This is a genomic window from Methylobacterium soli, from assembly GCF_008806385.1.
Taxonomy (GTDB): Bacteria; Pseudomonadota; Alphaproteobacteria; order Rhizobiales; family Beijerinckiaceae; genus Methylobacterium; species Methylobacterium soli.
On record NZ_VZZK01000016.1, the window covers coordinates 24,963 to 42,447 of the forward strand.

Below are 17,485 nucleotides of genomic sequence, written 5' to 3' on the forward strand. Positions count from 1 at the left end.
ACGACCGCGCCGACGCGATTTCGACCCGAGCCTCGGGATCCCGCCGGGGATGGAGCAAAGGCGCATAGAGCAAAAGTATTAGCCCGCAAGGGCGATATAGGCCTTGGCAGAAAACCCCGATAGGGTCGAATGAGTTCTAACAAATTTTGGATATTGCCCAGCTTTCTAACCTGAGAAGGCCGGATAAGTCTCGCCTTATTCCCGAACAAGATTTGATATGTGTTTAATTTGTACTTCTTCGTACACGTTATCTGATAGACTTTGTGCAGTGCAGCGTGCCACGATCGACAGGATCATGCGGTTTGGAGGAGCGGTGATGACCGATTCAGCTGCGCTCGAGAACACGGGAGCGATACCGCTGGTGGTCGATCTTGACGGCACCCTGATCAAGACCGACCTGTTGATCGAAGCGTTGTTCGCCCATCTGGGACAGGACATCGCCGGGACCTTCTTCGTTGCCCGTGCGCTGGCCGGCGGCAAGGCCGCGATGAAGCACGCCCTGGCGGCCCGCATCGAGATCGATGCCGCGCTCCTGCCCTATGACGAGGCGGTCCTCGACCTCATCAAGGAGGCGCGATCCCAGGGGCGCCCGGTCTATCTCGCCACGGCGAGCCACGAGAGCAAGGCTCAGGCCGTTGCCCGTCATCTCGGGATCTTCCACGGCGTGTTCGCGACGACGCACAGCCACAACCTGCTCGGACCCAACAAGGCGCGCGCGCTCATCGACGCGTTCGGGAGCCGGGGCTTCGATTACATCGGCAACAGCTATCCCGACCTGGCGATCTGGCAGGAAGCCCGGCGCGCCTACGCGGTTCGAACCTCGGCGGGCGTGCGCCGCAAGGCGGAACGCCTCGGTCTCACGCTGCAGCCGATCGCGAGCAGCGATAGCGGGCAGTGGATGACCTGGCTGAAGGCGCTGCGGGTCCATCAATATGCGAAGAACACGCTCGTCTTCGTGCCGCTGCTGACCTCGCACAACTTCCAGACCCATGCGATTCTGATGGCCTGCATGGCCTTCGTGACCTTCTCGCTCGCGGCCTCCGCCGTCTACCTGCTCAACGACCTGATGGATATCGACGCGGACCGGCGCCATCCGACGAAGCGCAATCGCCCCTTCGCCAGGGGGGCTCTGTCCATGAAGGCCGGCATGGCGGCGATCGTCGGGCTGTTCGCCCTCGCGATCGCGGGGGCGTCGCAGGTTTCCACCCTCTACCTGCTGACGCTGATCGGATACATTGCCCTGACGACGGCCTACTCGCTGTTCATCAAACGCAAGATGATTATCGACATCGTCGTCCTGGCGATGCTCTACACGGTGCGGGTCGTGGCCGGTGCCGTTGCCATCGATGTGGTGCTCTCCGAGTGGCTGCTGACCTTCTCGATGTTCGTCTTCACGTCCCTGGCCCTGATCAAGCGGTACACCGAGCTGGCCATGCGGATGGATAACGGGCTCGGTGACCCGACGAACAGGAACTATCGCAAGAGCGATCTGACGGTGATCGGCGGCCTGGCGGCCGCCACCGGCATGAACGCCGTGACGGTCTTCGCGCTCTATCTCTCCTCCCCGGCGGTGACCGCCAATTACGGCTCACCCAAGATCCTCTGGGCGATCTGCCCGCTCCTCGTCTATGTCCTCGGCCGGATGCTGGTGATGGCGCATCGGCGCGACCTGCACGACGATCCCGTCGTCTTCGCGCTGCGGGACCGGGTGACCCGCCTCGCGGTCGTGACCGCCGGTGCGCTCGTGCTGATCGCCCTGTGATTTCACCGGACCAGGCTCGTCGACGGCAGGGCGGGCGCGAGACGCGTCGACATAAATTCCAAAGCATCGATGAAGCACATGAGGCTAACGGCGCCTAGATTTTGCGATGTTCGCCAAGAGAAACACAGGTACACAGGATGAAATCACGCTCCCTTATCCTGATCTGCGCGCTAATTCCGTTCGTTATGCTCCTCATAAGTGGATCTCTGGTCGCACTCCACCTCTACTTTTTAAATACCCCCAACGGCCAAACAAACGCCGTTTATTTTCACAGCAATCTCCATGATCTTCGTGAAGCCCTACGGTTTCGGACTGACGACTCGTGGGGTCCGATGCTGCGGGCGCAGCAATGGTTGCGAGAAAATCCCGGGCAAGATGTCTACCAAGCGCTTTTCTTTGAACAAGGCATCAAGTTTCAATACCCGACCACATCTTTGTTCTACACTGAATTACAGAGCATAATCGCAGGCAGCGCAGCTGTTCAATCGTTAAACATCACAAATGCCTTGCTGTTCTTGTTGGCGGTCGTCGGGATGGTGCTGCTCACCCTCGGCTTAGTCGAGCACACGCGGCCCTCAGATACGAAGCGGGAGGTCAGAGAGCGCATCGGAATTGGTTTCGCCGCTGCCATAGGCACGCTGTGCTTCTATCCCTTGCAGAGGGCGTGGGCACTCGGCCAGATCCAAATTCTGCTCGATGTTCTATTCATATTCAGCTGTTACGCCTTCTTGCATGGTCGTTCCGCCACATCCGGCTTCCTGCTCGGTGCTTCCGCGCTGATAAAGCCGCAAATGGCACTTTTCCTGATCTGGGGGCTTCTCCGAAGAGACAAAACGTTCGTCGCCGGATGGATATTACCGGTCGGCTTTGGACTGACGGCATCCATTCTCGCTTACGGGCATGCATGGATCGGTGGATACATCCATGTTCTCAGCTTTATCAGCAGCCACGGTGAGAGTTACTTTGCGAACCAATCGGCTAACGGACTGATGTATCGGTTGCTTGATTTGGGTCCGAACTTGATCTGGGATGCGAGAGGCTTCGCTCCGCCCGACTTTCGCGTCAGAATTGTCACCCTTCTTTCATCCATCATGATCATCTCCATGGCATTGGTGCTTGCGGCCAGGGATTCTTCTCGTGAGGGAGGCCTTGTTTCGCTGATCGTCGCCGGTGGATGTTTCACAATGGCATCACCGATCGCTTGGGAACATCATTACGGAGTGCTGCTGCCAGCCTTCGCGTTCTGCTTCGCCACATTACATGCCCGCGAGAAGCAGACAGGGGCTGCCCTGTGGCCGTTCAGGATCACACTGGCAACCACGTTTATTGTCTCGGCGAACGCGCTACCTTTCCTGAATTATTTTGCAAAAACATCACTCAACCCAATTCAATCGTACCTCTTCTTTACAGCCATTGTGACACTTACCCTCACTTACATGCTCGCGAGCAGGAGTAGAATCCAGATCAACGATCTCGCGTTCAGGAGAGCCCGATTCGGCCCATGATGCGGCTGTGCGAGTATGACATCCTTCCCACAGCAGGCTGGAGGCCTTTGATCCACAGCTTGGTGCTAAGCGGCACTTTAGTATCGTCCGTGATGAAGAACATCGGCCGCCTCCCCGGGCGGTCGCATCCGGAGGAATCCCGCAGCATTGCCGTCTCGTCGCCCCTGGATACCGTGCTCGTGAAAGGCCCGCCACGCTGTGAGGACCGCCCGGTACAATGTCTATCGCTCCGCGGCTTGGGTGATCCTCGAAGTCCTCAGCGGCTCCGTCTTCTCCTCGATCGGCCTGATCCTGATCGCGAGCCTGATCGGGACGGCGAGCCTCGGCACGGCCGCGATCGCGCTGGCGATCGCCCAAACGATCAACTTCTTCCCGGACACGCTGTTCGATGAAGCCATCGTTCAGCGCCGCCGACTGGAACGGCGCCATCTCGGCAGCGCATTCTGGATCGTGACCGGTCTCGCGGTGATCCTGGGCGCCGCGATGGGCCTGACGTCCGGGTTCGTTGCGCGACTCTACGGGCAGGCCGAAATCGCCCCGCTCCTCCTCGCACTCGCGCCCGTTCCCATCTGCTCGGCCGTCGTGAGCGTTCAGTGCGCCCGGCTGCGCCGCACGCTGCGGCTTCGCACGCTCACGATCTGCACGGCCATCGCGCGCGCCTGCGCGACATCCCTCGGCATCGGCCTGGCGATCGGCGGATACGGCTCCTGGGCCGCGGTGGCGCAGTTCGGGTTCGCGCCGGCGATGCTCGCCATCCTGCTCGGCGCAAACAGCGATTGGAGGTTCGTGGGAAGCGTCTCCCGAAGACATGCGATCGAGATCAGCCGCTTTGCTTCCGTGCGCACGGTCGCCCACTTTGTCGAGGCGACGCGAAATCAGTTCTTTTTCATGATTCTTGGCTATTACGTGAGCCCCCAAGTCCTCGGCCAGGTCAGCCTCGCCTTCCGCCTGATCGATTCGCTCACGCGGATCATCTGCACGGCGCTGGTTCGGCTGCTGCTCCCGCTCCTGTCCCGCATGCAGCATGACAGGACGGCCCTGCCGGGCTTCTTCCTCGCTGCGAGCCGAGCGACGGCGGCGATCTTCATGCCGCCCTTCGTCGTGCTGGCGCTCATGGGTGGGGATCTGGGTCACCTCGTGGCCAACACCGATTGGCAGGGCCTTGCGCAGCTCGTCCCCTGGCTCTCGATCGCCGGCCTGTTCCTGGTGATCGAGATCCCGGCCCACACCGCGATCCTGGCGATCGGGCGTCCGGCGCTCCTGTCCTTCGCGGCCCTCGGCGGCCTCGCCTTCCTGCTGCTTCAGATCGTCGTCTTCGCGCCGGCCACCGGTGTCGGAGCCGTCCTCTGCTGGCTCACGGCCGTGGTGGCGAGAGCCCCGGCGCAGTTCCTGATGACCCGGCTCGTTCTCGGGATCCCGCTGCGGTCACAGCTGGCCGCCTACTGGCCCGCCCTCATGATCACGGGCGCGGTCCTTGTTCCGGTGCTCACGATCGCCCACTGGACCCTCCGGCACGGCTATTCGGACGTGTTCGTCGTGGCCCTGAAGCTGTTGGCCTGCGCCTGCATCTACCTGGCGTCGATCGCCCTCCTACTTCGGGCGCAACGCGGGACCGGAAGTCTTCCGAACACGCCCGGCGTCAGGGCGTGATCGGGGCTCAGCGCCGGCCCGGCCCGAGGGAATTGTCCAGCCGGTAGGCACCGAACCCGTAGATCCGCCCGCGCAGGGTCTGCAGGTGGTAGCGGGCCTTCAGGAGACGCCCGCAGGCCAGGTTCAGGATGAAGCCCCCCGTCGGACGAACCAGGAAGGTCGCGACCGTCATCGCCGGAACCCGGTTCTTGCGCATGGCGAACCCGAGCCCCGCCCCGTAGGTGTAGGCCCGCGCGACGGCGAGGCGCGTCAGGCTCTTGTCGGGATGCACGGCCAGTTGCGCGACGTCGTACCAGCAGAGCCAGCCGGCCTGGATCGCCCGAATGACCAGATCGTTGGCCTCGGCGGAGCCGAAGGGGCTGCCGACGCCGAGCCGTTCATCGAAGCCGCCCAGATCCTGGATCAGGGAGCGGCGGATGAACATGTTGAACTCGATCACCGACGTCCAGACGTCCCGGCACCCGATCGGCCCCGATTGCGGCCGCCAGCGCCCGGAGCCCAGGCCTCCACCCGGCGCCGCCGACGGACCCGTCCGCACGCCGAGACCCGGATCCTCGCGGAAGGCCCGATCGATCCGGGCCAGGAGGTCGGCCGGATACGTGCAATCATCGTCCGGGAAGGCGATGATGTCGCCCCGCGCCTGTTGCAGGCCGAGGTTTCGCGCGTGGGAGGAGTGACGGATACTGGAGCGGAGATGCGTGACCGCGAAGCGGAAACGCCCCTCCTCCGCCAGCCAGGCCAGGCGCTCATCCGCGTTCTGATCGACCACGATGACGTCGAAATCCCGGAACGTCTGGGCCTCGAGGGAGGCGAGGAGCTCGACGAGCTCGGCGACCCTGCCCAGGGTGGCGACGATGAGGGAGATAGGCATAGGCGTGATCCCGTTCGAGCGGCGGCGATGGCTGAACCCACGGCGCCGCGGCCCCGGCGGGCGGGCCGACGACCGGCGAGGCAGCCTCGTCCCCGCGTGGCCGCGCCCCAGCCCGCCTCCACCGACCGTGGCCGACCCCGTCGGATCGGCTCACAGCGCCGGGCCGGTCTTCGGCGCCCGCCCGCCGAACCAATCTCCGCCGGGGCGGGAAGCGCTCTCGACCGCGCGCGGCCGAGCCTCGCCCGCCCGGGGGCGGGGCGGGCCGGCCCGGCGCGCTTCCAGCCGGTGCCCACCCCGGATGTAGAAGTAGACCGCGATCGCGGCGCCCGCGAGCGGGACGAAGCGCGGCTCCCCCCAGTAGAAAACCCGGATGATGTCGAAGTATCCGTAGATCCACACCGGGTACAGGATCAGGCCGAGCAGCCCCCTGGCGACGAAGCTCCTGTAGACGAGGCCGCCCAGGAAACCCCAGATCGTCAGATAGAGACAGCCCAGCGGGAGACCGAAATCGATCAGGGCGGCGTAGACGCCCGAGTAATTGTTGAATTCCGGATTCGCAAACCGGTTCAGGAAGCTTTGAAACTGCACGCCCGACGAGGCATCCATCGAAATCCCGAGGAAATCCCAGAGTGGAAATCGGTGGAGCCACCCTGCCGTCCAATAGGGCATGAGCGTCGGGTCTGTCTTGAGATAGTATCCGGCGCCATTATTGATCGAACTTGCGAAATATCCGACGAACCGGTCGAAGGCAAAATCCGAAAACTGGATCCCGGTCCCCTGATAGAACGGCCAGCTCCGAAAATATTCACCGACCGCGAAGAGACCGAAGATTCCGATCATTCCCACGAAGGGAGATGTCGCACGGAAGAAGGACGGTCGCAGCTTGAAGGTGAGCGGCGCAAGAAGCGCGGCAACGCCCATCTCGATGATGACCACGCGCTCGGAGACGATGAAGCTGTACATCAGCGTCGTCACGACGAGCGCCGCGTAGAGGGGCCAGATCCACCGCGCCAGCCGAAAGTCCCGGTCGAGCAGGCAGGCCGAGACGAGGGCGAAGAAGACTCCCCTGACGTTCATCAGCGATGTGAGGCCGGGGATCCGCACGGCCGTGTCGTGGAGTTCGTAGATCGCGCCCTGCTCACCGTTGATGGCCTGCATCACCAGCCCCGGGTATGAGATCACGAGGTCGAAGATCACGAAGACCTGGCTGGCGATGGCGAGGCTCGCCAGAACGATCAGCGCCGTGTTGGTGCGGGCTTCGGGCAGATGCAGCGGGTTGTTGGAGGCCGGGGCCAGCCAGATCGCGAGGCCACTGCCCACGCAGAGGGCGAAGAGGGCGCAGATTCCGGCCGGGACCGATTCCCAGTCCATGTAATTCGAGTAGATGCGGTTGATCGCGAGGCTGTCGGCCCCATAGATCGTCGAGATCAGGAAAACCGGAAGGATGAAGACGCCCAGCAACGCAATCGGGTTGATCCACCACGGAGGACGAATGACTTCCATCGATCTCTGCCTCGCCCGTCCCGTAAATCCTGCCTCGTCCGGCGGCATCTGCCCTGGATTGCATCGGGCGCTGGATCACCAGCGACCGCGGGGTGAATCCCTGTTGATCGACCGATCTCCCGTCGCGCTGACGCGATCCTGAACTTACGCGAAAACGATACCAAACCGAACGGCAAAGCCCGGTACGTTTCGCGACACTGGAGGCGGGAGACGAAATCCTGGCGGTGAGCCTGCAGGACCCGGCCCGAAGCAGGTCTCCGACCTCAGAAGAGCGCCTGCGCGAGCCGCGCGAGAGCGCCGATCCACGCAATGGTGAGCATCAGGACCACGGCGAGGACGCCGCAGGCCAGGAGGCTGATCCGCCGGCGCGATCCGCGCCGCGCCGGGCCCATCAGCGCCGGCGCCGGAGGCGGGAGGCGCACCGCTCGTAGACGAATCCCGGCAGGTGGAGCAGCGCGCGCCCGGAGACGAACAGGGCGGCGAGGAGCCAGATCCAGGGCCCCGGATCCGTGTCGGGCTCGGCGCGGTCGTACCAGAGCGGATCGGGCTTCGGATCGTTCATCGCGCAAACCGACTCCTGCCCCACGAAGCGTGGCGTTCATCGGATGCTAACCAACCCGTCCGTGGTCGAGCCTTAACTTTCGATGCCGGGCCGGGAGCCGGGACGACAATCTCCGACGCTCTTCGTGCCGGAAGGCCCGGCGGGGCGGCGTTTGCCGCAGCACCGCCGGGATCCGCGCGTCAGAAGAACGCCTGCAGGCCGGTCTGGGCGCGCCCCAGGATGAGAGCGTGCACGTCGTGCGTGCCCTCGTAGGTGTTGACCGTCTCGAGGTTCTGGGCGTGGCGCATGACGTGATAGGCGCCCATGATGCCGTTTCCCCCGTGCATGTCGCGGGCGACCCGGGCGATCTCGAGGGCCTTGCCGCAATTGTTGCGCTTGACCAGGCTCACCATCTCGGGCGCCATCCGGCCCGCGTCGAACAGGCGCCCCACCCGCAGGGAGGCCTGGAGCCCGAGGGCGATCTCGGTCTGCATGTCGGCGAGCTTCTTCTGCACGAGCTGCGTCTGCGCCAGCGGCCGGCCGAACTGCTTGCGGTCCAGCGTGTATTGCCGGGCGCGGTGCCAGCAATCCTCGGCGGCGCCCATCGCGCCCCAGGAGATGCCGTAGCGGGCCCGGTTGAGGCAGCCGAACGGCCCCTTAAGACCCGAGACGTTGGGCAGGAGGGCGCTCTCGGGCACCTCCACATCCGCCATCACGATCTCGCCCGTGGTCGAGGCGCGCAGCGACAGCTTGCCCTCGATCTTGGGCGCCGAGAGGCCCTTCATGCCCTTCTCCAGCACGAAGCCCCGGATCGCGTCGTCATGGGCTTCCGACTTCGCCCAGACCACGAAGACGTCGGCGAAGGGCGCGTTCGAGATCCAGGTCTTGGCCCCCGAGAGGCGGTAGCCTCCGTCGATCCGGACCGCCCTGGTCCTCATGCCGGCCGGGTCCGAGCCGGCATCGGGCTCGGTCAGGCCGAAGCAGCCGACCCACGCCCCCGAGGCGAGCTTCGGCAGGAACTTCCGGCGCTGCTCCTCCGAGCCGTAGGCGTGGATCGGGTGCATCACCAGGGAGGATTGCACGCTCATCATCGAGCGGTAGCCGGAATCGACCCGCTCGACCTCGCGCGCCACGAGGCCGTAGGCGACGTAGCTCGCCTGGGCGCAGCCATAATCCTCCGGCAGCGTCACCCCGAGGAGGCCGAGCGCGCCCATGCGGTCGAACAGCCCCCGGTCGGTCTTCTCCTGGGTATAGGCCTCGACGATGCCGGGCAGGAGCTGCTCCTGCGCGAAGGCGCGGGCGGTGTCGCGGATCGCCCGCTCGTCCTCGGTGAGCTGCTCCTCGAGGAGGAACGGGTCCTCCCACGAGAAGGCGGCCGAGGCCGGGGTCGGGCGGACGACTTCGAGCGTCTCGGGATTGGTCATCTGTGCTCCGGTGTCTGAACGCGCGGGGCCGGCCCGGCCCGCGCGGCGGCTCAGGCCGCGCCGAGAAGGCCGCCCGCCCGCGTCACCCGACGCAGGTGGTGGGCGGTGTCGCCGAACAGGATCTCGATCATGGTCAGGCGGCGGAACTGGTGGGCGCCGAGATATTCCTGCGTCATGCCGATGCCGCCATGGAGCTGCACCGCCTGCTGCCCGACGAAGCGGGCCGAGCGGTTGATCTGAACCTTGGCGGCGGACAAGGCGGGGCCGCGCGCCTCCGCCTCCGCCTCGACCATCATGGTGGCGTAGAGCTCCATCGACCGGGCCTGCTCCAAAGCCACCAGCATGTCCACCGCCCGGTGCTGCAGCGCCTGGAAGCCGCCGATCGCGGTGCCGAACTGCTTGCGGGTCTTCAGATAGGCGACCGTGAGGTCCTGCAGGGCCTCCATCAGGCCGACCGCCTCGGCCGCGACCGCCGCGATGGCGCCGTCGATCACCTGCTCGATGATCGGCAGGGCGCCGTCCGCGGGCCCGAGCAGGGCCTCGGACGGGACCCGGACGCCCCGGAGGATCACGTCCGCCGCGCGCCCGCCATCCTGGGTCGGGTAGGGGCGGAGCGTCAGGCCGGGGGTGTCCGTGGGGACGAGGAACAGGCTGATTCCCGCGCCCTCGCGCCGCCCGCCGGCCGTGCGGGCGCTGACCACCAGGAGGCCGGCGGCATCCGCGTTCAGCACGACGCCTTTCGCTCCGTCGAGGACGTAGCCCCCCGCCTCGGGACGGGCCGTCGTGGCCACGTCCTCGAGGTCGTAGCGGGCCTGGCGCTCGCCATGCGCGAAGGCGAGGCGCAGGCTGCCCCCGGCGAGCTGCGGGATGAGCCGGGCGCGCTGGGCCGCGTCGCCCGCGAGCCGCAGGGCGGCCCCGCCCAGGATGACGCTCGCCAGATAGGGCTCGGGCGCGAGGGCGCGGCCGAGCGCCTCCATCACCACCATGGTCTCGACCGGCCCGCCGCCGAAGCCGCCATCGGCCTCGGAGAAGGGCAGGCCGAGGAGGCCGAGCTCGGCGAGCTCGGCCCAATGGGCCTCGCTGAAGCCGAGGGGCTCGCTCCGGCTCGCCTCGACCCGGTCGAGGCTCGCATAGGTGTCCGCGGCCCAGCGTGCGACGCTGTCCTTCAGCAGGCGCTGCTCGCTCGTCAGATCGAAATCCATGGATGTCCGTTCCTCACAGGTCCAGGATCGCTTTGGCGATCACGTTGCGCTGGATCTCGTTCGAGCCGCCGTAGATCGAGACCTTGCGGGTGTTCAGGTACATGGGCGCGGCCGCATCCTCCCAGGCGAAGGGGGCGTCCGGATCGTTGCGCAGGAGGTCGGCGCCCCCTGCCGGCAGGGCGTTGGGGCCGGCGAGTTCGAGGAGGAGCTCGGTCGCGGCCTGCTGCAGCTCCGAGCCCTTGATCTTGAGGATCGAGGAGGCGGGATCGGGCTTCGTGGCATCGCGGGTCGCCTGGGCGGCGACCACCCGCATCTGGGTGATCTCGAGGGCCTTGAGCTCGATCTCCACCCCGGCGACGCGGGCCCGGAAATCGGCGTCGTCCCACATCGTGCCCGCGCCCATCGGGGTCTCCCGCGCGAGGCGCTTGATGCGCTGGAGCCGCTCCTTGGTGAGGCCGATCCGGGCGATGCCGGTGCGCTCGTTGGCGAGCAGGAACTTGGCGTAGTCCCAGCCCTTGTTCTCCTCGCCCACGCGGTTCTCGACCGGCACCCGCACCGCGTCGAGGAAGACCTCGTTCACCTCGTGCCGGCCGTCGATCGTGATGATCGGCCGGACGCTCACCCCGGGGCTCTTCATGTCGATGAGCAGGAACGAGATGCCGGCCTGCTTCTTGGCCGCCGGGTCCGTCCGCACCAGGCAGAAGATCCAGTCGGCGTATTGGCCGAGCGTCGTCCAGGTCTTCTGGCCGTCGACGACGTAGTGGTCGCCCTCGCGCACGGCGCGGGTCTTCAGGGAGGCGAGGTCGGAGCCGGCGCCGGGCTCGGAGAAGCCCTGGCACCACCAATCGTCGAGGTTGGCGATGCGCGGCAGGAAGCGCCGCTTCTGGGCCTCGGTGCCGAAGGCCGCGATCACGGGCCCCACCATGAAGCAGTTGAACTGCAGCGGCAGCGGCACCGCCGCCTGCATCAGCTCCTCCATGAAGATGTAGCGCTGGACCGGGCTCCAGGGCTGGCCGCCATAGGCCACCGGCCACTGGGTCACGGCCCAGCCCTTGGCGTTGAGGATGCGCTGGGAGGTGACGTAATCCTCGCGCGCGAGGGCGCGGCCCTCCGAGACCTTGGCGCGGATGTCGGCCGGGATCTCGCTGCGGAAGAAGTCGCGGACCTCGGCCCGGAAGGCGGTCTCCTCGGGAGTGAAGCGCAGATCCATCGGGGCGGCTCCTAGTTGATCTCGAGGAGGCCGGCGCAGCCCATGCCGCCGGCGACGCACATGGTGACGACGGCGAAGCGCACGCCGCGCCGCCGGCCCTCGAGCAGGGCGTGCCCGACGAGGCGGGCGCCGCTCATGCCGAAGGGATGGCCGATGCTGATGGCGCCGCCATTGACGTTGACGCGGGCGGGATCGAGCCCGAGCCGGTCCACGCAATACAGGGACTGGGACGCGAAGGCCTCATTCAGCTCCCACAGGCCGATATCCGCAACGCCGAGGCCGTGGCGTTCGAGGAGGCGCGGCACCGCGAAGACCGGCCCGATGCCCATCTCGTCCGGCGCGCAGCCGGCGGCGGAGAAGCCCCGCACGATCCCGAGGGGTGCGAGGCCGCGCCGCGCCGCCTCCGTCCCGGACATCAGCACGCAGGCCGAGGCCCCATCCGAGAGCTGGCTGGCATTGCCGGCGGTGACGAACTGGTCGGGCCCGCGCACCGGCTTCAGCCGGGCCAGGCCCTCCAGGGTCGTGTCGGGGCGGTTGCCCTCGTCCGCCGAGAGCGTGACCGTCTCGGTGCGGGTCTCGCCCGTCGCCCGGTCGGTGATCGCCTGCGGCACCGTGATCGGCACGATCTCGGCGTCGAACAGCCCGTCGCGCTGGGCCGCGGCGGTGCGGGCCTGGCTCTCCAGCGCGAAGGCGTCCTGGGCCTCGCGGCCGACGCGATAGCGCGCCGCCACGATGTCGGCGGTCTCGATCATCGGCGTGTAGATCGCGGGCATCCGGGTGAGCAGGGTCTCGTTCTGGAAGAGCTCGCGCTTCACCTGCGGCTGGACGAGGGAGATCGATTCGACGCCGCCCGCCACCGCCACCGGCACGCCGTCGAGGATAATGCGCTTGGCCGCGCCCGCGATGGCCTCGAGCCCCGAGGCGCAGAACCGGCTGACGGTGACGCCCGCCGCCTGCACCGGGATGCCCGCCACCAGGGCGGCGTGGCGGGCCACGTTGCCGCCGGTGGCCGCCTCCGGGTAGCCGCAGCCGAGGACGACCTCCTCGATCTCGGCGGGCTCGACACGCGCGCGCGCGACCGCGTGGCGGATCGCGTGGGCCGCGAGATCGGCCCCGCGGGTCAGGTTGAGGGCGCCCCGATGCGCCTTGCCGACGGGCGTGCGGGCGGTGGAGACGATCACGGCATCGATCATGGGAATCTCGGGCTTCTCGCGGGCGGGGGCGCGGTGCGGGCCGGCGGGCGGCCCGTCGGGACAGTGGAAGCCGGGCTCATGCGGGGCCTGCGGGGCCTGCGAGGCTCGCGAAGCCGGCGCCCTGCGCGGCGAGGCGCGCCAGAAGCGGCGCGGGCGCCAAGTCCGCGTCGCCGGACGCGTCGGCGAAGCGCGCGAGGTCGGCCGCCACCGCGGCGAGGCCGATCGTGTCGGCCCAATGCAGGGGACCGCCCCGCCAGGCCGGCCAGTTGTAGCCGTTGAGCCAGATCGTATCGATGTCGCCGGGGCGCGCCGCGATCCCCTCTTCGAGGATGCGCGCGCCCTCGTTGACCATCGGGTACATCAGGCGGGCGACGATCTCCTCCGGTGCGAAGGCGCGTCGCGCGATGCCCCGTCGGGCGGATTCGGCCTCGATCAGGGCCTCGACCTCGGGGTCGCGTTCGCCCGCACGGGCGCCCTCGGGGTAGCGGTAGAAGCCGCGCCCGGTCTTCTGGCCGAAGCGGCCCTGCGCGCAGAGGGCGTCGGCCACCGGCGCGACGCCGCCGGTGGCCTTGCGGGTGCGCCAGCCGATATCGAGGCCGGCGAGATCCGCCATGGCGAAGGGGCCCATCCGGAAGCCGAAATCCCGGATCGCCGCATCGACCGCGTGCGGCAGGGCGCCTTCGAGGAGCAGGCGCTCGGCGGCCGCGCTGCGCCGGGCCAGCATGCGGTTGCCGACGAAGCCGAAGCAGACCCCGACCGTGACCGGCAGCTTGCCGAGGCGGCGGGCGAGATCGAGGCCGGTGGCGAGCACGTCGGGGGCGGTCGCGGCGCCGCGCACCACCTCGACGAGGCGCATCACGTTGGCGGGGCTGAAGAAGTGCAGTCCGATCACGTCCTGAGGCCGGGCGGTCGCCGCCGCGATGGCGTCGAGGTCGAGATAGGAGGTGTTGGTGGCCAGGATCGCGCCGGGCCTGGCCACCCGGTCGAGGGTGGCGAAGATCCCGGTCTTCACGGCCATGTCCTCGAAGGCGGCCTCCACGACGATGTCGGCCTCCCCCGCCCGCTCCAGCCCGATCGCGCCGCCGATCAGCCCGAGACGCTCGGCCTCGGCCTCTGCGCTCAAGCTGCCGCGCGCGCGCGACGCGGCGTAGAGGGCGCGAATCCGGTCGAGCCCGCGGGCGAGCGCGGGCTCCTCCGCCTCGATCACCGTCACCGGGATGCCGGCCTGGGCAAAGCACATGGCGATGCCCCCGCCCATCGTGCCGGCGCCGATCACGGCCGCCTTCCGGATCGGCCGCCGGGGCGTGTCCCGGCTCAAGCCCGGCACCCGCGCCGCCTCGCGCTCGGCGAAGAAGGCGTAGCGCAGGGCCTTCGCGCGCGGATCGTCCAGGAGGGCGAGGAAGCGGGCGCGCTCGACAGCCAGCGCCTCCCCGAAGGGCAGATCGAAGCCGGCCCGGACCGCATCCGCCAGGGCCGCCACGTTCGGGCTGTCGGGGGAGCGCCGCAGAGCCTCGGCGGCCGCGGCCTCGAAGCCCGCGCGCGCGCCCGGATCGAGGCGCTCCGCCCGTTCCCGCGACCAGGATCCCGCCTCGGCGAGGCGCAGGGCCTGCACCCGGGCGGCCGCCACGAGGTCGCCCGGTTCGAGGGCGTCGGCGAGGCCGAGGGCGAGGGCCTTCCCGGCCTCCAGGGGCTCGCCGCCCAGCATCAGGGCGAAGGCGGCCTCGGGCCCGACGAGGCGCGGCAGGCGCTGCGTCCCGCCCGCGCCCGGGATGAGGCCGAGCTTGATCTCCGGCAGGCCGAGCCTGGCTCCGGGCCCCACCACCCGCGCGTGGCAGGCGAGCGCGAGTTCCAGCCCGCCGCCGAGGGCCGCGCCGCCGATCGCCGCCACCACGGGCTTCGGGCTCGCCTCGATCCGGGCCAGCACCTCCGGCAGCATCGGCGGGCGCGGCGGCTTGCCGAACTCACCGATATCGGCGCCCGCCACGAAGACCCGGCCCTCCGCCGCGATCACGATGGCGCGGACCGCCTCGTCCCGCGTCGCCTCCGCGAGGGCCGCATCGAGGCCGGCGCGCAACGCGGCGCCGAGGGCATTCACGGGCGGATGCGCGAGGGTGAGGACGGCCACGCCGCCGCTGATCTCCTGCCGGACCACAGATCCCCCGTCTGTTCTGCAGTGCAGAATTACGAACTGCACTTTCCAGAGGCGTCTAACGGGGCTCCGGAATGCATGTCAAGGCAAGTGACTGATCACAGGTTCCAGACAGGGCATGGTCAGCTTCAGCCAGCACGAGATGTCAGTTCCACGATGCAGAACAGGCTTCCACGCGTTTGACAGGGCCTGCGGAGGCGTGACATGGAGGCGCTGCCACGCCGCCCTCCGGCCAACGCCACCGGGCGGCTGCGACGGCGCGCCCCGACGGCGCGCCCGAACGACGACGCGGATCCGCAATCCGCGCGCCATCGCGGCCGCCTCGGAGCGGATCGCCAGGGGAGGTTGGAATGCTTCGCAAGGCCGTCGCGGCGACCGCGATGACGCTCGCCCTCGTGGGGGGAGCGCTGGTCGCCTCCCTGCCCGCCCGTGCCGAGGAGGTTCTCGTCGGCGCCCACATGCCGCTCACCGGCTCCCTCGGTCGCTCCGGCCAGGCCTTCGAGGCCGGCATGCGCACGGCCATCAAGATCTTCAACGACGCCTCGCCCAGGACCAAGATCCGACTGCAGGTGATCGACGACGAGAGCACCCCGGCCGCCGCGGTCTCGGCGGTGGAGAAGCTCGTGTCGGAGAAGGCGGTCGCGGTGATCGGCGGCTACGGCTCCAACATCATCGGGCCGGCCTCCGATGCCGCCAGCAAGCTCGGCACCGTCTACATCACGGCCGGCGCCGTGAGCGACGAGCTGACCGCGCGCGGGCTGAAGACCTTCTTCCGCATCAACAACAACGCCGGCTACCAGCGCGGCATGGCGGGGCTCGTGGAGAGCGTGAAGCCCGCGGCCGTCTCGATCATCGCCTCCACCAAGGAGGCGCCGATCCTGCTCGCGCGCGGCCTGGAGAAGGACCTCTCGGCCAAGGGCATCCGGGTGACGGTGCACGCCTTCGATCCGGCCATCACCGACTTCAAGCCCTTGATCAACAAGGTGAAGCTGCAGGATCGCTCCGAGATCCTGATCATGTCGGCCTACGAGAACGACTACGTGGGCATCATCCGCGCCGCCAAGGTGCTGAAGCCGCCGCTGAAGCTCGTCCTCGGCGCGTGGTCGCTCGCCACCCCGAAGATGTACCAGGAATTTCCCGACCTGATGAACAACGTGGTCGGCACCTCCTTCCTGCCCTTCCCGGTGGAGATGAAGGACCAGGAGGGCCGGCGCTTCGCCGAGGTCTTCAAGCAGCTCTACAACAAGGACATCGAGTACCTGGCGACCCTGAGCTTCGTCGAGACGACGATCCTGGCGGAGGCGATCGGGCGGGCGGCGGAGGCCGGGACCCTGTCGACGGGCGGCCTCGCCGAGGAGATGCGCCGCACCGACCGCAAGACCCTGATCGGGCCGGTGCGGTTCGACGCCACCGGCGACAACCCGCTCTTCTCCCTGTCGATGGGCCAGCACCAGGACGGGAAGGTGGTGCTCGTCGCGCCGCCGGCCGCGGCGACCGGCTCCCTCGCCTATCCGGCCCTGCCCTGGTGAATCCTCGCTGATCCCTTCGCTGATCCTGGCGCGGCCCGGCGGGCCGAGCCCGATCCGTCGAGATGACATGACCGACCTCATCCTCCAGGCCCTGTTCTCCGGAGTGCTCATCGGCGGCGTCTACGCCCTGGTGGCGCTGGGCCTCGCCCTCTCCTTCGGGGCCATGCGCATCATCAATCTCGCCCATGGCGAGCTCGTGCTGCTGGCCGCCTATTGCGCCTACCTCGTCGAGACCCGCACGGGCCTCGACCCCTACGCGGCGATTCCCCTGGCGCTCCTCGTGGTGGCGGGGGTGAGCGCCGTGCTGTTCCTGATGATCGACCGCATCCGCCAGGACCGCGAGCTGAATTCGCTGATCCTGACCTACGCGGTCGGCATCATCCTGACGAACGCGATCCTGCTCGCCTTCGCGAGCGACGTGCGCAGCACGGCCTCGCCGACCCTTCAGGACGCCGTCACCCTCGGCAGCGTCTACGCCATGACGGGCGAGATCATCGCCTTCGGCCTCAGCCTCGTCCTGATGGTGGCCCTGTGGTGGTGGCTGAAGCGGAGCTGGTACGGCCGCGCCGTGCGGGCGGTGTCCTCGAACCGGGCGGCCGCGACCCTGATGGGCATCAGCCCGGGCCGGACCGAGCTCGTCGCCTTCCTGGTGGCGGGGGCGCTCGCGAGCTTCGCCGGGGTTGCACTCTACACCATGAGCGTGATCCAGCCGGCGCTCGGCCACGCGCTCACCGTCAAGGCCTTCGTCATCACGGTGCTGGCGGGCGTCGGCTCGATTCCCGGGGTGTTCCTGGGGGCCCTCCTGCTCGGGGTGACCGAGGCCCTGACGGTGACGCTGGCGAGCTCCGCCCTGCAGGACCTCGCCGGGATGGTGCTGTTCCTCGTCGTTCTCTTCCTCCTGCCGAACGGCCTGTTCGGCGCCCGCGCCCGGCGCGGCTGAGAGGCA

At 68.1% G+C, this 17,485-nt stretch carries 14 protein-coding genes; 5 read left to right on the forward strand and 9 right to left on the reverse strand.

The features are described from left to right. The first annotated feature begins 316 nt into the window (after positions 1-316). The 3 genes from F6X53_RS16090 (at position 317) to F6X53_RS16100 (ending at position 4,917) form a co-directional block, all read left to right on the forward strand. Positions 317-1,762 (forward strand): UbiA family prenyltransferase, encoded by a 1,446-nt coding sequence (locus F6X53_RS16090; protein ID WP_151001225.1) that lies wholly within the window; start codon positions 317-319, stop codon positions 1,760-1,762. A 332-nt stretch (positions 1,763-2,094) separates the two neighbouring features. Beyond that, a complete protein-coding gene (locus tag F6X53_RS16095) occupies positions 2,095-3,267 on the forward strand; it encodes a glycosyltransferase family 87 protein (protein ID WP_191970863.1) in 1,173 nt (390 codons plus the stop codon). 198 nt (positions 3,268-3,465) lie between these two features. Further along, on the forward strand, positions 3,466-4,917 hold the full coding sequence (locus F6X53_RS16100; protein ID WP_151001227.1) for an oligosaccharide flippase family protein: 1,452 nt from the start codon (positions 3,466-3,468) through the stop codon (positions 4,915-4,917). Positions 4,918-4,924: 7 nt separating this feature from the next. Here the strand turns inward: F6X53_RS16100 and F6X53_RS16105 are convergent, their stop codons facing one another. From F6X53_RS16105 to F6X53_RS16135, 9 genes are all read right to left on the reverse strand, one after another. Further along, positions 4,925-5,788 carry a glycosyltransferase family 2 protein gene (locus tag F6X53_RS16105; RefSeq protein WP_151001228.1) on the reverse strand — a complete coding sequence of 288 codons (864 nt, stop codon included), beginning with the start codon at positions 5,786-5,788 and terminating at the stop codon, positions 4,925-4,927. 150 nt (positions 5,789-5,938) lie between these two features. Then, a complete protein-coding gene (locus tag F6X53_RS16110) occupies positions 5,939-7,291 on the reverse strand; it encodes an O-antigen polymerase (protein ID WP_151001229.1) in 1,353 nt (450 codons plus the stop codon). Positions 7,292-7,554: 263 nt separating this feature from the next. Further along, positions 7,555-7,683 carry a hypothetical protein gene (locus F6X53_RS33700; RefSeq protein WP_280526032.1) on the reverse strand — a complete coding sequence of 43 codons (129 nt, stop codon included), beginning with the start codon at positions 7,681-7,683 and terminating at the stop codon, positions 7,555-7,557. Further along, on the reverse strand, positions 7,683-7,853 hold the full coding sequence (locus tag F6X53_RS32425) for a hypothetical protein (protein WP_191970864.1): 171 nt from the start codon (positions 7,851-7,853) through the stop codon (positions 7,683-7,685). Before F6X53_RS32425 ends, F6X53_RS33700 begins: the two co-directional genes overlap by 1 nt. Before the next feature lie 179 nt (positions 7,854-8,032). Further along, on the reverse strand, positions 8,033-9,256 hold the full coding sequence (locus F6X53_RS16115; protein WP_151001230.1) for an acyl-CoA dehydrogenase: 1,224 nt from the start codon (positions 9,254-9,256) through the stop codon (positions 8,033-8,035). Positions 9,257-9,306: 50 nt separating this feature from the next. After that, the gene (locus F6X53_RS16120) at positions 9,307-10,458 is read right to left on the reverse strand and encodes an acyl-CoA dehydrogenase family protein (protein ID WP_151001231.1); all 1,152 of its coding nucleotides are present in this window, start codon (positions 10,456-10,458) and stop codon (positions 9,307-9,309) included. 13 nt (positions 10,459-10,471) lie between these two features. Continuing rightward, positions 10,472-11,668 carry an acyl-CoA dehydrogenase family protein gene (locus F6X53_RS16125; RefSeq protein WP_151001232.1) on the reverse strand — a complete coding sequence of 399 codons (1,197 nt, stop codon included), beginning with the start codon at positions 11,666-11,668 and terminating at the stop codon, positions 10,472-10,474. A gap of 11 nt (positions 11,669-11,679) precedes the next feature. Further along, positions 11,680-12,861: an acetyl-CoA C-acyltransferase gene (locus F6X53_RS16130; protein WP_151001233.1), complete on the reverse strand. Its 1,182-nt coding sequence runs from the start codon at positions 12,859-12,861 to the stop codon at positions 11,680-11,682. A 76-nt stretch (positions 12,862-12,937) separates the two neighbouring features. Next, on the reverse strand, positions 12,938-15,013 hold the full coding sequence (locus F6X53_RS16135; RefSeq protein ID WP_151001234.1) for a 3-hydroxyacyl-CoA dehydrogenase NAD-binding domain-containing protein: 2,076 nt from the start codon (positions 15,011-15,013) through the stop codon (positions 12,938-12,940). 347 nt (positions 15,014-15,360) lie between these two features. Between F6X53_RS16135 and F6X53_RS16140 the strand changes: the two genes are divergently transcribed. Then, positions 15,361-16,539, forward strand: coding sequence for an ABC transporter substrate-binding protein (locus tag F6X53_RS16140; protein ID WP_151001235.1), 1,179 nt, complete (start codon positions 15,361-15,363; stop codon positions 16,537-16,539). A gap of 67 nt (positions 16,540-16,606) precedes the next feature. Continuing rightward, on the forward strand, positions 16,607-17,479 hold the full coding sequence (locus F6X53_RS16145; RefSeq protein ID WP_151001236.1) for a branched-chain amino acid ABC transporter permease: 873 nt from the start codon (positions 16,607-16,609) through the stop codon (positions 17,477-17,479). Positions 17,480-17,485 lie beyond the last annotated feature (6 nt).